Annotated in this window: 12 protein-coding genes; 9 read left to right on the top strand and 3 right to left on the bottom strand. The window is 74.5% G+C overall.

Annotated elements, in window-relative coordinates; translation table 11 throughout:
- Positions 1 to 112 precede the first annotated feature (112 nt).
- From CPE01_RS11085 to CPE01_RS11060, 6 genes are all read left to right on the top strand, one after another.
- Positions 113 to 1,432: a bifunctional o-acetylhomoserine/o-acetylserine sulfhydrylase gene (locus tag CPE01_RS11085; protein WP_146806707.1), complete on the top strand. Its 1,320-nt coding sequence runs from the start codon at positions 113 to 115 to the stop codon at positions 1,430 to 1,432.
- Positions 1,433 to 1,560: 128 nt separating this feature from the next.
- Positions 1,561 to 2,781, top strand: coding sequence for a homoserine O-acetyltransferase MetX (gene metX / locus CPE01_RS11080; protein WP_146806706.1), 1,221 nt, complete (start codon positions 1,561 to 1,563; stop codon positions 2,779 to 2,781).
- A 74-nt stretch (positions 2,782 to 2,855) separates the two neighbouring features.
- Positions 2,856 to 3,581: a maleylpyruvate isomerase N-terminal domain-containing protein gene (locus CPE01_RS11075; RefSeq protein WP_146806705.1), complete on the top strand. Its 726-nt coding sequence runs from the start codon at positions 2,856 to 2,858 to the stop codon at positions 3,579 to 3,581.
- A gap of 107 nt (positions 3,582 to 3,688) precedes the next feature.
- Positions 3,689 to 4,399 (top strand): DUF5995 family protein, encoded by a 711-nt coding sequence (locus tag CPE01_RS11070; RefSeq protein WP_146806704.1) that lies wholly within the window; start codon positions 3,689 to 3,691, stop codon positions 4,397 to 4,399.
- A 38-nt stretch (positions 4,400 to 4,437) separates the two neighbouring features.
- On the top strand, positions 4,438 to 5,394 hold the full coding sequence (locus tag CPE01_RS11065; RefSeq protein ID WP_146806703.1) for a zinc-binding dehydrogenase: 957 nt from the start codon (positions 4,438 to 4,440) through the stop codon (positions 5,392 to 5,394).
- 246 nt (positions 5,395 to 5,640) lie between these two features.
- Positions 5,641 to 6,657 (top strand): alpha/beta hydrolase, encoded by a 1,017-nt coding sequence (locus CPE01_RS11060; protein ID WP_371861999.1) that lies wholly within the window; start codon positions 5,641 to 5,643, stop codon positions 6,655 to 6,657.
- A 148-nt stretch (positions 6,658 to 6,805) separates the two neighbouring features.
- On the opposite strand, the gene CPE01_RS16470 is transcribed toward CPE01_RS11060, so the two are convergent.
- Positions 6,806 to 8,785, bottom strand: coding sequence for a restriction system modified-DNA reader domain-containing protein (locus tag CPE01_RS16470; RefSeq protein WP_186811511.1), 1,980 nt, complete (start codon positions 8,783 to 8,785; stop codon positions 6,806 to 6,808).
- 307 nt (positions 8,786 to 9,092) lie between these two features.
- A complete protein-coding gene (locus CPE01_RS11050) occupies positions 9,093 to 9,449 on the bottom strand; it encodes an MTH1187 family thiamine-binding protein (protein ID WP_146806702.1) in 357 nt (118 codons plus the stop codon).
- 127 nt (positions 9,450 to 9,576) lie between these two features.
- Between CPE01_RS11050 and CPE01_RS11045 the strand changes: the two genes are divergently transcribed.
- From CPE01_RS11045 to CPE01_RS16465, 3 genes are all read left to right on the top strand, one after another.
- On the top strand, positions 9,577 to 10,035 hold the full coding sequence (locus CPE01_RS11045; protein WP_146806701.1) for a pyridoxamine 5'-phosphate oxidase family protein: 459 nt from the start codon (positions 9,577 to 9,579) through the stop codon (positions 10,033 to 10,035).
- Between the two features lie 276 nt (positions 10,036 to 10,311).
- The gene (locus CPE01_RS11040) at positions 10,312 to 11,991 is read left to right on the top strand and encodes an HNH endonuclease signature motif containing protein (protein ID WP_186811510.1); all 1,680 of its coding nucleotides are present in this window, start codon (positions 10,312 to 10,314) and stop codon (positions 11,989 to 11,991) included.
- Positions 11,992 to 12,047: 56 nt separating this feature from the next.
- Positions 12,048 to 12,188, top strand: a complete 141-nt coding sequence (locus CPE01_RS16465; RefSeq protein ID WP_186811509.1) for a hypothetical protein — start codon at positions 12,048 to 12,050, stop codon at positions 12,186 to 12,188.
- A gap of 208 nt (positions 12,189 to 12,396) precedes the next feature.
- Here the strand turns inward: CPE01_RS16465 and CPE01_RS11035 are convergent, their stop codons facing one another.
- Entirely contained in the window at positions 12,397 to 15,390 is a 2,994-nt protein-coding gene (locus CPE01_RS11035) for an FAD-linked oxidase C-terminal domain-containing protein (protein WP_146806699.1), read from the bottom strand.
- Positions 15,391 to 15,444: the final 54 nt, after the last annotated feature.

Genomic DNA, 15,444 nt, shown 5'->3' with positions numbered 1-15,444 from the left:
CAGCGGGGACTGCCCCGCTCGAACCGTGCGCGACCCTCCCCACTCCCCCGCGGGACGGGCGTCGGCTGCCGAGCTCCCCGCGGGTCCCCACCCCGCCACCAGGAGCACGACGATGAGCAACGAGAACTGGAACTTCGAGACGCGTCAGGTCCACGCCGGCCAGACGCCCGACCCGACGACCGGCGCCCGCGCACTGCCGATCTACCAGACGACGTCCTACGTCTTCCCTGACGCCGCCACCGCGGCCGCGCGCTTCGCGCTGCAGGACCTCGGCCCGATCTACACGCGCATCGGCAACCCCACGCAGGAGGTCGTCGAGAACCGCATCGCCTCGCTCGAGGGCGGCGTGGGCGCGCTGCTCGTCGCGTCCGGCCAGGCGGCCGAGACGTTCGCGATCCTCAACGTCGCCGAGGCGGGCGACCACGTCGTCGCGAGCCCGTCCCTCTACGGCGGCACGTACAACCTGCTGCACTACACGCTGCCGAAGCTGGGCGTCGAGACGACGTTCGTGAGCGACCCGCACGACGCCGAGGCGTGGCGCGCCGCGATCCGCCCGAACACCAAGGCGTTCTTCGCCGAGACCATCCCGAACCCCAAGTCCGACGTGCTCGACATCGAGCTCGTCGCCGGGGTCGCGCACGAGTACGGCGTGCCGCTGATCGTCGACAACACGGTCGCGACGCCCTACCTCATCAACCCGCTCAAGTGGGGCGCCGACGTCGTCGTGCACTCGGCCACCAAGTACCTCGGCGGGCACGGCTCGGCGATCGGCGGCGTGATCGTCGACGGCGGCACGTTCGACTACGCGCAGCACCCCGACCGCTTCCCCGGCTTCAACGAGCCCGACCCGTCGTACCACGGCCTCAAGATCGCCGAGGCGCTCGGCGTCGGCTCCGCGTTCGGCGCGAACCTGTCCTACATCCTCAAGGCGCGCATCCAGCTCCTGCGCGACCTCGGCTCGGCGGTCTCGCCGTTCAACGCGTTCCTCATCTCGCAGGGCATCGAGACGCTGTCGCTGCGCGTCGAGCGGCACGTCGAGAACGCGACGAAGGTCGCGCAGTGGCTCGAGGCGCGCGACGACGTGCTCGGCGTGCACTACTCGGGCCTCGAGTCGAGCCCGTGGCACGCCAACCAGGTCAAGTACGCGCCGCGCGGCGGTGGCGCGGTCCTCGCGTTCGAGATCGAGGGCGGCTCGGCGGCCGGTCAGGCGTTCGTCTCGGCGCTCGAGCTGCACTCGAACGTCGCGAACATCGGAGACGTGCGCTCGCTCGTCATCCACCCGGCGTCGACCACGCACAGCCAGCTCACGCCGGCCGAGCAGGAGCTGTCCGGCGTGACGCCGGGCCTCGTGCGGCTCGCTGTGGGCATCGAGCACATCGACGACATCCTGGCGGACCTCGAGGCCGGCTTCCGCGCCGCCAAGGGCGCCTGACCGTTCGTCACGACGAGGTGGGTGGGACGTCCGCGAGGCGTCCCACCCACCGCAGGTCGAGGGACGTCCGTCCCGAACCGCGGTCCGCCGCGGGTCCGCGACCACGTCCCTGCGTAGATTGGTTCACCATGTCCGACGAGTCCGCCGCCTTCGCCCCCGCCCGGGCGCTGGCCAGCACGCGCGCGAGCCGCACCCCGCTCGCGCAGCGCGCGCCCGTGCCCGCGTCGTCGGCGTGGCGCGAGGGCGACGAGGTCGGGCGTCGGCAGTTCGCCGACCTCGGGCCGTTCGCGCTCGACTCCGGCGGTCGTCTGCCCGCGGTCCGGCTCGCCTACGAGACGTGGGGCGAGCTCAACGAGGACGGCTCCAACGCGGTGCTCGTGCTGCACGCCCTGACCGGCGACTCGCACGTCACCGGCGAGGCGGGGCACGGGCACCCGACCGCCGGCTGGTGGCAGTCGATGGTCGGGCCGGGTGCGCCGATCGACACCGAGCGCTGGTTCGTCGTCGCGCCCAACGTGCTCGGCGGCTGCCAGGGCTCGACGGGACCCTCGTCGCCCGCACCCGACGGCACGCCGTGGGGCAGCCGGTTCCCGGTCCTGTCCGTGCGCGACCAGGTGGCCGCCGAGGTCCGCCTCGCCGACCTGCTCGGCATCCGCACGTGGGCCCTGGTGATCGGCGCGTCGATGGGCGGGCAGCGCGTGCTCGAGTGGGCCGCGTCCGAGCCGCAGCGCGTCGAGGCGTTCGCCGCGATCGCGACGACCGCGCAGACCTCCGGCGACCAGATCGCCAACTTCCACACGCAGCTCGTCGCGATCCAGGCCGACCCGGCGTTCCGCGGCGGGGACTACTACGACGCACCCGACGGCGCGGGGCCGCACGTCGGGCTCGGGCTCGCGCGGCAGATCGCGCACCAGAGCTACCGCTCCGCGTACGAGCTCGACGAGCGGTTCGGGCGCATCCCGCAGGGCGCCGAGGACCCGCTCGAAGGTGGCCGGTTCGCGGTGCAGTCGTACCTCGAGCACCACGGCGACAAGCTCGCGCGGCGGTTCGACGCGAACACGTACGTCACCCTCACGCGCACGATGCTCACGCACGACCTCGGCCGGGACCGCGGCGGCGTGGACAACGCGCTCGCGCAGATCACCGCACGCGGGCTCGTCGTGGCCGTCGACACCGACCGCCTGTTCCCGCTCGCGCAGTCCGAGCGGATCGCCGCACACGTGCCCGGCGCCGGGCCGGTCCGGGTCGTGCACTCCGACTACGGGCACGACGGGTTCCTCATCGAGGAGGACCAGGTGGGCCGCCACGTCTCGGAGTTCCTCGGCGAGCTCGTCCGCACGCGCCCCTGACCTGCGCACGAACCCGCACCCACCCGCCCGCGGACTCCCCGACACCGTCGCGACCGAGAGGGCAGGATGAGGCCATGACCGCGTCGCTGACCGAGGCCTCGACCGCGCTGCACCGCCAGTGGGACCGCCTGCGGGCGTGGGTCGTCGAGGTCGTCGACGACGCCGTGGGCGACGCCCCGTCCGTCCTCGAGGGCTGGACCGTGACCGAGCTCGTCGCGCACGTCGGCCGGGCGATGGACGCGCTCGCCGCGTGCTCACCCGTGCCCGCCGGGACCGTCCCGCTCACGCTCGGGGAGTACCTCGGCACGTACGCCGACCGCGCCGCCGACATCGCGCAGACCACGCGCCAGCTCGCCGAGCAGGTCGCCGACGACCCGATCGCGTGGATCGACGACCGTGCGGCCGCGGCGTTCGCGGCGCTCGACGCGTACTCCGCCGACGGCGACCTCGTCGTGCAGGCGCGGCGCGGGCCCGTGCGGCTGTCGGCCATGACCGTCTCGCGCGTGATCGAGCTCGTCGTGCACGCCGACGACCTGTACGCGTCCGTGCGGCGCGTGCCGGGCGCGGGCGCCGGTCCGGACCCGGTCGACCCGCTGGCGCTCGACCTCGTCGCGAGCGAGCTGCTCGCGGTCGTCGTCGCGCGCGGCGGGTGGGACCTCGAGGTGACCGACGCGCGGACGTGGGTGCGGCTCGCGGCCGGGCGCACGCCGTACGACGTGGACGTGCTCGCCGGCGCGGTCGCGGCCCGGTTCACCGGCGACTCGGTGCCCGACCTCGGGCGCATGCTGCCGGTGCTCTGAGGCCGACCGCCCCGAGACGCACCGCTCCGAGACGCACCGCTCCGAGCGGTTCGGCTCGGCGCAGGTTCATCCTGGGCAGGGCCCGCGGCGTCCGCCAAGGTGGGCGCATGGGGGTGACCGAGGGGTCCGTCGCCATCGGGCGGGTGATCGCCGCGATGGACGCCGAGCGCAGCCAGTGGTCCCGCACCGACGGGCTCGGCGTGTTCAGCGACGTCTACCGGGACGTCACGTCGCTCGTCGCCGTGCGCGTCACCGACGGCACGTTCAACGACCCCGCGTTCGTCGAGGACCTCGACGTGCGGTTCGCCGACCTGTTCCTCGACGTGCCGCGCGACCTCGCGGCTCGTCGGACCGTCAACAAGGCGTGGGCACCGCTCGTCGAGCGACGCGCGCACCCTGACCTGTGGCCGCTGCAGTTCGCGCTCGCAGGCATGAACGCGCACATCAACCACGACCTGGCGCTCGCGGTCGTCGCGACGTGCGAGGCGCGCGGCGTGCCGCCGACCGCGCGCGGCGTGCACGCGGACTTCGAGCGCGTCAACGACGTGCTCGCGGAGGTCGTGCGGCCGCTGCGGCAGTCGTTCCTCGACAGGCGGGTGGTCGCGGCGGGCGGCGAGCTGTCGCCCGTGGCGGACCTGGTCTCGAACTTCTCGGTCGACAAGGCGCGCGACGCGGCGTGGGCGAACGCGCTCGTGCTGTGGCACGTGCGCGACCTCGGCTTCGTCGCGGCCGCCGCGCGCGACGCGCTCGCCCGGACCGTGGGGCTCGTCAGCCGCCAGCTCCTGACGGTGTTCCCCGAGCCGCTCGACCGGCCGTAGCCCCTGCTCAGCGGGCTACTCATGGGTAACGTGACGGTGTGATCGCTGCCTACGCACGAGACCTGTCGCCCGACGACCCCGTCGCCGCCCTCGAGGTCGGCGACCGGCCCGAGCCCGTCGCACGCGAGCACTGGTCCGTCGTCGACGTGCGCGCGGCCGCGCTCAACCACCACGACGTGTGGTCGCTGCGCGGCGTCGGGCTGCGCGCCGAGCAGCTCCCGATGATCCTCGGCACCGACGCCGCAGGCGTCGTCGACGGTCGCGAGGTCGTCGTGCACGGCGTGATCGGCGGACCGTCCGGGCACGGCGTCGGGCCCGACGAGCCGCGCTCGCTGCTGTCCGAGCGGTACCCCGGCACGCTCGCCGAACGCGTCGCGGTGCCCACGTGGAACCTCGTCGACAAGCCCGCCGAGCTCTCGTCCGTCGAGGCCGCGTGCCTGCCGACCGCGTGGCTCACCGCCTACCGCATGCTCTTCACGACCGGCCGCGCGACCCCCGGCCAGCGCGTCCTCGTGCAGGGCGCGGGCGGCGGCGTCGCGACCGCCGCGATCCTGCTCGGTGCGGCCGCCGGGCTCGAGGTGGTCGTCACGAGCCGGTCCGACGAGCGTCGCGCGCACGCCCTGACGCTCGGCGCCGCCGCCGCGGTCGAACCCGGGGCACGCGTGCCGCGCGTCGACCTCGTGCTCGAGACCGTGGGCCGCGCGACGTGGTCGCACTCGCTGCGCTCCGTGCGGCCGGGCGGCACCGTCGTCGTCGCCGGCGCGACGACCGGCGACCCGACCGCCGCCGAGCTCACGCGGGTCTTCTTCCAGGAGATCTCCGTGCTCGGCGTCACGATGGGCACGCGCGACGACCTGCAGCACCTGCTCGCGTTCCTCGCGCGGACCGGCGTGCGCCCGCTCGTCGACCGCACGTACCCGCTGACGCAGGCGCGCGAGGCGGTGGCTCGGCTCGCGGCCGGCGAGCAGTTCGGCAAGATCGTGGTGACGGTCTGACGGCGCGCGACGACGGCGACGCGCGTCGTGGCACCTGGACCAGGTCGCACGAGACCACGTCACACCAGGAGCGCGGCGGACGAGGAGGCGAGGACGGTGGGCGACACGACGGGGACGACGCCTGAGCCCCCGTCCGGGCCGTCCGCCGCCGGCACGGCACGCGCCGGCACGACGCGCGTCGGGCCGGCACCCACGGGTCCGGCACCCGGCGCGGACGTTCCCGACGCGGACGTGGCCGGTGTGGACGTGGCCGGTGTGGACGTGCCCGACGAGGACGTCCCCACGGTGGCCTCGCCGCCCGGTGAGTGGGTGCAGGACGTGCTCGGACCCGACTACCAGGCACAGACGCTCGACCTGACGCCCGACGACGAGGGAGACGTGGTCGCGACCGTCGTCCGGCACCGGCCACCCACCGACGAGGCCGTCCGGCCCGCGCGCGCCCTGCTGTACCTGCACGGCTGGTCCGACTACTTCTTCCAGACCGAGCTCGCCGAGCACTGGACCGCGCGCGGCGTCGCGTTCTACGCGCTCGACCTGCGCAAGTACGGGCGTAGCCTGCGCGCGCACCAGACCCCCGGCTACGTCGACGACCTCGAGACGTACGACGAGGACATCGCCGCCGCGCTCGACCTGGTACGCCGCGAGCTCGGGGCGCACGCGCGCGTCGTCGTCATGGGGCACTCGACCGGCGGGCTCGTCGCGAGCCTGTGGGCGCACCGCAACCCGGGCGCGCTCGCCGGGCTCGTCCTCAACAGCCCGTGGCTCGAGCTGCAGGGCTCCGGGATGCTGCGGCACCTGTCGAGCCCCGCCGTCGCCCAGATCGCCCGGTTCCAGCCCAAGGCACCGCTGCCGAACATCGACCCCGGGTTCTACAACCGCACACTGTCCGCCGCGTCCGGCGGCGAGTGGACGTTCGACGACCGCTGGCGGCCCAACCCGTCGTTCCCCGTGCGCGCCGGGTGGCTCTCGGCCGTGATGACCGGGCACACCGTCGTCGCGCGCGGGCTGAGCATCGACGTGCCGATCCTCATGATGGCCTCGACGCGCACCCTCATCACGCCGCGCTGGAACGAGGCGATGCGCTCGGCGGACATCGTGCTGGACGTCGAGCTGCTCGCGAGGCGCGCGGTCCAGCTCGGGCCGTGCGTCACCGTGGTCCGGATCGCCGGCGGCGTGCACGACCTCGTGCTGTCCGCACCGCCCGTCCGGGCGCGTGTCTATGCCGAGCTCGACCGCTGGTCCGCGGGGTACGGCTGGGCCTGACGGCGCTGCGTCGGAGGACCCTCAGCGGCCGCCCGGCCTTCCGTCGGGCTCCGCCACCGGCGACGTGCGCGCCGGACGGGCTTGCTCGTCGTGCGGCTTGCTCGTCATGCCGCCTGTTCGTCGTGCGGCCCGCTCGTCGGGGCGCGTGCTACTCGTGGCGGCCGGCCGCCTCGGCGAGCGTCGGACCGCCGTCGCCGAGCCGCCACGCGCGCCAGCCGTCGACCTCCATCGGCGTGCCGGCCGCGTAGGCCGCGGCCTCCCCGGGGTCGAAGAACTGTGCGCCGTCGGGGAGCTCGATCGACCCGTCGGGGGCGAGCGTCGCGACCAGGCGCTGCCCGCGGCGCTCCCGCAGCCACACGAGCGTGACCACCGCGCGGCGCTGCTTGGCGAGCGTCGCCAGCTCGGGGTACGGCTCGTCGGGACGACGAGGCGCGGGGGCGGGCAGCGTGGGGGCCGCGACGAGGCCGTCGGCAGGGTGCGTCTCTGCAGTGAGGTCGGCAGGCGGCGCGGGGTACGTCGGCGCGTACTCGGCGTGAGCCGGCTCGTCGTGCGCCTGCTCGTCGTGGGCCCGCTCGTCGTACGCCTGCTCGTCGGACGCACGCTCGTCGGACGAACGCTCGTCATACGCGCGCTCGTCGTACCCGGTGCCGAGCTGGCGGCCGTACGGCTCGTCGTACGCGCGCTCCGCACGCGCGTCGTGCGCGTCCATGACCCCGGCACGACCCACCGCGGGCACCTGACCCGCGAGCAGGCCGGCCATCGACTCGTACAGCGGGGACGCCGTCGCCGGGTAGTCACGATCGGGCCGCGGGTCGGCGGCGGCCGGCATCGGGGCGGTGCTCGTCGTGCGAGACGCCGGCGCCTGGGGGGACGCGGACGGGCGGGACGACGAGTACGGGGCGCCGTACGCCACACCGGACCCCCCGGGCGTGGGCGCGGGCGGCACGACGGGGTTCGTCAGGAGCGGGTTCGTCGGGGCGGGGTTCGCGGGAGGCGCGTACGACGAGGTCGTGCGGTTCACCGGCGGCGCGTAGGACGGTGGGGCGGACGACGGGGCTGCCGGCGGACGAGATGCCGACGACCGCGTGACCGTGGCCGACGGGTGCGAGCCCGCCGCGGGCTGGCCCGCGTGCGTGACCGCGGGAACCGCTCGCGTCGACGTGGACACCTGCGCGCTCGGAGCACCCGCGACCGGGAGCACCGCGGCGGCGGGCGTCACCGGCGAGCCGGGGGCAGGCGTCGTCGGACGCGGGGGCGGCGGAGGCGGGAGCGGCGTCGACCGCCCTGCCGGAGGCGCGGGCGGTCGGTTCGTCGCCTGGCCCGTCGGACGCTGCGGGGCGGGCGGCGTCGACCGGCCCGACGCACCCTGGCTCGGGCCCGACGGGAACGCGGACGTCGAGGGCAGACCCGACCCGTACGCCGGCCCCGGGTGCACCGTGCCGCCCAGCGGTGCGGGCGGGCGCCGACGCCCCTCCTCGTACGCCATCGCCGTCGCGAACGACGCCTCGCTCGACCGCACCAGGCGCAAGGCGGTCGGCTCGACCGGGCGCCGTACGTTCTCGTGCCGGGCGAGCGGCGAGACGTCCAGGAAACGGCGGTCGTCGACGCCGCGGACCACCCCGAGCTGCAGCACGTCCACGTGCCGGCCCGGTCCCCGCAGGTAGCTCAACGTGTCGCCCGCCTCGGTCGCGACCTCCGAGCACACGATCAGCAGCCGCACCCCCTCGCGGCGGCTCGTCGCCATCCCGAACGCCACCTGGTCCCGGAACGCCGCGAAGTCCACCGCGAACCGGTCCGGGTCCGCGTGGTACGAGCGCGCCAGGTCCGTCGCCGTCATGCGCGCCGCCGCACCCGCGTGCCGCAGGGCCGTGACCACGGCGTCGTCGTCGAGCACCTGCACGCCCTCCACCACGACCGCACGGCCCGTCGCGTCCAGCGCGAGCAGCTCCGGCAGGTCCGCGTGGTCGGGCGCGCCCGAGCGGTGGCGCACCGGGAACAGCGGCTCACCCGCGATGGCCGCCAGGTGGTGCGTCAGCAGCGACTGGAGGTCCTGCGCGAAGGAACCGGGCAGCGGCTGCATCGGCTGGACGAGGCGCGGGCGGCCGTCGTCGAGCTCGAACAGAGGCATCCGGTTCCCAGCCTTCCCGGGGTGGGCGGCACCGTCCCACTCGGCCCGACCCGAGGCGTGGGAGGGCGACGGTTCCGGCGTTGCGCGACGACCCGACGATGGAGCGCACGCGAGAGGTCCCGCATGCTGAGCGACACTCTGGCATGTCCGCGCATGTCCGGTCTGTCCGCCGGACGGGTCGAGTTCCCCCGCCCACGACGACCGTGCGGGTGACGTGCCGACGTCATCTTCGTCCTGACGTGGACTCGTGTCACGCGTCCACGACCGTGTCGGGGTTTGTCGGTATGTGCAGGTCAGTGTGTGCAGGTCAGTCCGCGTGCGGCCCGGCGGGGGTCTCGTCGCGGTTCGGGGAGGGTGCGGTCGGGGCCGGGGACGAGGCGAGCGCCTGCTCCAGGCGGTCGACCTTGCCCGTGAGCTCGCCCGTCCGGCCGGGGCGGATGTCCGCCTTGAGGACCAGGCTCACGCGGTGACCGTGCCGGCCGACCGCCTCCGTCGCGCGGCGGACCACGTCCATGACCTCGTCCCAGTCGCCCTCGACGGTCGTGAACATCGCGTCGGTGCTGTTCGGCAGACCCGACTCGCGGACGATGCGGACGGCGTCGGCGACCGCGGCGGACACGGACTCGCCCGCGCCGAGCGGGGAGACGGAGAAGGCGACGAGCATGACCCGACGATGCCCGTCGGCGGCGTGCGGCGCAACGGCGGTCGGGTCGACGGTGGGTGGGGCGGGCCGTCGGTGGGCCGGCGTCGGACGCGACTGGCGTGTCAGTGGTGGGCGGTTCGATGGGCAGATGGCTGAACGAGTGCGATGGGCGGACGTGCGGCGCGAGGCTCCGGACCTGGCGGCGGTCGTGGAGTCGGTGTTCGGGGCGGGTCGGCACAAGACGCTCGCGACCTTGCGCGCCGACGGGTCGCCCCGGATCTCCGGGACCGAGCTCGCGCTCGGCGACGACGCGACGCTCGGGATGATGCCCGGCTCGGTCAAGCTCCGGGACGTCCTGCGGGACCCACGGGCAGCCGTGCACAGCCCGACCCTCGAGCCGCCCGACGACGTGACGCAGTGGCTGGGCGACGCCAAGATCGCGGGGCGCCTCGTCGAGTCGGAGCGACCCTCGGACGAGCCTCCCGGCGCGTACTTCGCGTTCGACATCGCGGAGGTCGTGCACACGCGCGTGGACCAGACCGGAAAGCTGCTGGTGGTGACGTCATGGCACCCCGGGCGCGGCCTGACGACGCTGTCGCGCGAGTGAGCAGGTCATGGACCCCAGGGTGACCCCTGGTTGTCCACAGATCTCCCGAGCGCGGGTTGCGCCGTCCGATCCCTCCCTAGAATCGTACGTATGTTCGATTTTGGAGATCGCGGCGATCTGCACGGAGGCGGCACCCCGGCTCGCGGTGCCGAGGCTCGCGGTGCCGAGGCTCGCGGGACGCAGGAACGGCGCGACGCGCCTGGCGACGGCCCTGCCGACGACGCCCTGGCCGGCTGGGTACCCGAGCAGCGGGAGGTCCTTGCCGAGCTCGAAGGGGTGCGCGACCGCCTCGCGCACCTCGTGGACCAGGCGGGGTCGGCACAGCGGTGGGCGGGGTCGGCGCGCGCCGCCGCGCTGGGCACGCTCGACCGGATCGCCGCGCTCGTGCCCGCGGTTCGCGCACCCGTGCTCGCCGCGCACCAGGCCTCCGCAGCGCGCGTCGGAGCAGAACGCGAGTTCGCCGACACGCGCGCGCGGCTGACCGGCAGCTCGCGCTTCCAGGTCGCCACGCAGGTCCGGACCGCGCAGACGCTCACGCGGCTGCCGGACGTGCGCGCGGCCATGGCGGACGGCCAGGTCCGCGAGGGACACGCCGACGTCCTCGCGCGGGCGCTCGCATCCGCCCCACCGCAGGTCGTCGACGCGCTGAGCAGCAGCGACGGCCAGGCAGCCGTCGTCGACCTCGCGCGGGGAGTCGACGCGCGGGAGTTCGAGCGCGGGCTCGCCGCGTGGGTGGCTGCGCAGGACCACGACCACCACGAGTCCCAGCGCGAGGCGCAGCGCCGCGCGAGGTTCCTCACCCTGACGCACGCGGCGGACGGTACGTTCCTGCGGGGTCGGCTCGACCCCATCGCGGGCAGGCTCCTGCAACGCGCGCTCGACGCGACCGGCCACCGTCCCGACGAGGACCGCACCCCGGAGCAGGCGCGCGCCGACGCCCTGACCGCCCTCGCCGGCGCCCCGATCACGCGTGACGTATCCGCGCCCCGTGACGTCTCCGCGCCTACGGTGCCCTGCACGGCAGAACCCGGCGCAGTCACGCTCGAGGATGCGACGCGGGCGGTCGTGCACGGCTCCGGGTCCTCCGCGATGGACGAGGCCGCACCCGACGGAGCCGTCGGCACGGCGGTGTCCGGGCGGGTTGCCGGTGGCTCGACCGACAGCGTCGGCGGCGGCGCGGCGGCTCACGTCTCGCTGCTCGTCCCCGCCGAGACCTGGGTCGCGGTCCGCCGCAGGCAGTCCGAGCGTCGCCGGACCCGGACGAGCGAGCCGAGCGGGAGTCGCGATCGCCTCGCCTCGGTTGACGACGCGGGAGCTCGAAGCGGGGCACGTCCTGCGGTCACCGACACCGGGGTCGTCCTCTCGGCGACCGAGCTCGCGGCGGCGTTGTGCGAGTGCGCGATGACGCGCGTCGTCATGGACGCGCGAGGGTTGCCGCTCGACGTCGGTCGGACGCGGCGGACGTTCACGCCTGCTCAGCGGATCGCCGTCGTGGCACGGGATCGCGTGTGCGCGTGGAACGGGTGCAGCGTCCCTCCCGTGTACGGGCAGCTGCACCACATCGCGTGGTGGCACCGCGACGGCGGCGCGTCCGACCTGGAGAACGCCGTGCTCCTGTGCGGCTTCCACCACCACGAGGTCCACCGCCTCGACCTCGACGTCGAACCTCAGATCACCGGTTCAGACCTCACCGCGCCCGCGCTCCGATCACGACCCACCACACCCGCACGCGAACCGGGACCCGCGCTGCCCCCACTCGCCGGTGGCACGGCCCGCGGGACCGACGAGCAGCCGGTGCTCGCGGTGCAGGGCGGCGCGGCTGGGCGGCAATACGTCTTCCGCACCCGCTCGGGCCGCCTCCACAACGCACCGACTCCGTCCTGTCGTGCGAAGCCGGCAGGGCACGATGCCGGCGTGAAGGCTGGCGCGGGCGGGGCCATGAGGAGCGACCTTTGACTTAAGGATGGGTGACTGTTGCGATTCCTCCACTGCCAGGCGACTCAGGAGGAACCGTGACCCAGGAGTGCGAGCACACCGGCGAGATCGACGCGCGGTCCACAGAGCTGCCCGGGCTGGCCGAGATCGTCGTCGCGAACATCTTCGAGTGCCTCGACTGCCGCACCAAGGTGGTCGTCAACATCAAGGTCGCGTGATCAGACGCGCGTGGTCGTCACCCGCAACGTTGCGTGATCAGACGCGCGTGGTCGTCACAATCAAGGTCGCGTGATCAGACTCGGGTGGTCGTCACCATCAAGGTCGCGTGACCGGGCGCCCACTGCCCCAGCGTTAGCCCGGCTAACAGCCGCGTCACCGGCTGGGCTCTGGCCGGGCGCCTGCACGCCTCGCGCAACCAGCCGATGGTCAGGGTGCGGGAGCGGAGGCTCCGTCGCGGGCGGGGAGGTGGGAGGCCAGGAGCTCGGCCAGGTGGATGCCGTGGACGCCCGCGAGCTGGTCGGCCTGCGTGCGGCACGAGTAGCCGTCGGCGAGGTAGATGTCCCCGGGTGCCGCGTCGCGAAGAGCGGGCAGCAGGGAGTTCTCGGCGACCGCGACCGAGACGTCGTAGTGCCCCTTCTCCATGCCGAAGTTGCCCGCGAGCCCGCAGCAGCCCGCCATCGCCGAGAACTGCGCACCGGCATCGGTCAAGAGGCGACGGTCGGCGGTCCACGTCATCACCGAGTAGTGGTGGCAGTGCGGCTGGACGACCGCGGTGACGTCCGACAGATCGGGGACCTGCCAGCGGTCGCCGGGGCCGATCGGCGTGGGCGCGGTCAGGAGCTCCGCGAGGGTGCGGGTCTCGCGCGCGACCGCGACCGCTCGCGGGTCGTCGGGCAGCAGGTCGGTCAAGTCGGAACGAAGCACCGCCGTGCACGACGGCTCCAGGCCGACGATCGGGATGCCGTTCACCGCGAACGGCGCCAGGACCTCCAGCAGGTGCTCGAGCTGGTGACGCGCACCCTCGAGCTGCCCCGTGCTGATCCACGTCAGACCACAGCACGCCTGGTGGTCCGGCACGAGCACCTCGTAGCCGGCGTCCCGCAGCACGGCCACCGCGGCGCGTGCCACCGACGGCGCGAGCGTGTCGCTGAACGAGTCGGTCCACAGCAGCACGCGCGGACGAGACCCGCCCGCCTCGCTCGTCGTCGCGCCGGCCACTCCCCCGGACGCCGTCATGTCCCCGGCCGTGGGGACCTCGTCGGCCGTGCTCGCACCCGCGAGCGTGACCTGGTCGGCACCACCTCGTCGGACCCAGCGACGGAAAGGCTCGTCGGCGAAGCTCACCATCGTGCGGCGCGTGTCCATGCCGCCGGCGGCCAGCACCAGCTTGGCGATCGGACGCACGCCGAGGACGGCATTGGCGAGCCGCGACAGGCCGGGCACACCGGTGACGAGACGCGCCCAGCGCGGCAGCCAGCCGAGGGCGTAGTGGTTGATCGGACGCAGACGCCGACGATATGTACGGTGCAGCACCTCCGACTTGTACTGCGCCATGTCGACGCCCGCGGGGCAGTCCGACGAGCACGCCTTGCAGCTCAGGCACAGGTCGAGGGCCTCGTGCACCTCGGGCGACGACCAGCCGCGGGACACGAGCGAACCGTTCGCCATCTCCTGCAGCACCCGGGCGCGGCCTCGGGTCGAGTCCTTCTCGTCCTTCGTCGCGAGGTACGACGGGCACATGAAGCCGCCGGCCGCGGTCGAGTCCGCGCGGCACTTGCCGACGCCGACGCACCGGTGCACGGCCGTCGTCATGTCGCCCGCGTCGTGCGCGAACGAGAACCCCGTCGCCGCGGGGAGCGGGCGCGCCGCGGGTCGACGCAGGTCCGCGTCGAGCGGGCGCGGGCGGACCAGCACGCCGGGGTTCAGCAGGTCGCGCGGGTCGAACAGGTTCTTGAAGGCGCCGAACACCTCGATGGCGCGCGGCGAGTACATCACCGGCAGCAGCTCGGAGCGCGCGCGCCCGTCGCCGTGCTCACCGGACAGCGAGCCGCCGTGCGACGCGACGAGCTCCGCGGCGTCCTGCATGAACGCCCGCAGCGGGTCGCCCGACCGCTCGAGCGGGATGTCGAGGCGCAGGTGCACGCACCCGTCGCCGAAGTGTCCGTACGCGAGCCCGTCGACGCGGTGCCGGGCCATGAGCGCCTCGAGCTCGCGCAGGTACGCGCCGAGCTGCGCGGGCGGGACCGCCGAGTCCTCGAACCCGGGCCACGCCTGCTCACCCGAGGGCGTGCGTCCGCCGAGGCCGGCGCCGTCCTCGCGGATCCGCCACATCGCGGTGGCCTGCGGACCGGGCGGGAACAGCCCGACCGCGGTGGTGCCGGAGTCGGCGGCCAGCGCGCTCGCGCGGTCGAGCGCCTCGTCGAGCGTGTCCGCACCCACCTCGACCATGAGCCAGCCCGCACCGGGAGGCAGGTCGGGCACGGCGGCGGCCCCGCGGACTCGTCGGACCACGTCCACCAGGCGCGCGTCCATGCCCTCGATCGCGATCGGCTGGTGCGCGAGCAGCGCCGGGACCGCGTCGGCCGCGGACGGCATGTCCGGGTAGCCGAGCACGACGAGCACCGGCGCGGCCGCGACCGGCACGAGCCGCAGCGTCGCCTCGAGGAGCGTGCCCACCGTGCCCTCGGTCCCGACGAGCGCCTTGGCGAGGTCGGTGCCGCGCTCGGGCAGCAGGTGCTCGAGCGAGTAGCCGGAGACCTGGCGCCCGAACCGACCCAGCTCGGTGCGCAGCAGGTCGAGGTTCCCGCGCACGAGCTCGCCGAGGCCGGGCACCGCGTCGAGCGCACCCTCACCCGCACCGGCCGTGAGGCGTCGTCCCGTGCCGTCGACGAGGTCGAGCGCCAGGACGTTGTCGGCCGTGCGGCCGTATGCGACGGCGCGCGGGCCGCACGCGTTGTTGCCGATCATCCCGCCGAGCGTCGCGCGGGTCCACGTCGACGGGTCGGGGCCGAAGCGCAGCCCGTGCGGCGCCGCGGCCTTCTGCAGCGTCGCCATGATCGTGCCGGGCTCGACACGGGCCGTGCGGGTCTCCGGGTCGATCTCGAGGACCCGGTTCACGTGCCGCGAGAAGTCGAGCACGACGCCCGGGCCGACCGAGTTCCCCGCGACCGACGTGCCCGCGCCGCGCGCGGTGAGCGGCACCTCGGCCTCGCGCGCGACCTCGAGCGCGGCCAGCACGTCGTCGACGTCGCGCGGGAAGACGACGACCTGCGGCACGACCCGGTAGTTCGACGCATCGGTCGAGTACTCGGCGCGGCGGCGGGACGAGTCGTCGACGGAGCCACGCACAGCGGAGCGGAGCGCCGCGACGACGTCGGTGCGCAGGCGGTTCTCGTCGGCCACTGCAGTCACGGGGGGCATCTTCGCACTCGGACGCGAACCGCGATCGGGACCACTCGCAGACCGGACGCCGGC

Origin of the sequence: Cellulomonas persica, assembly GCF_007989825.1 — a bacterium.
In the GTDB taxonomy this organism is placed as follows: domain Bacteria; phylum Actinomycetota; class Actinomycetes; order Actinomycetales; family Cellulomonadaceae; genus Cellulomonas; species Cellulomonas persica.
This window is presented reverse-complemented; position numbering and strand designations above follow the sequence as displayed.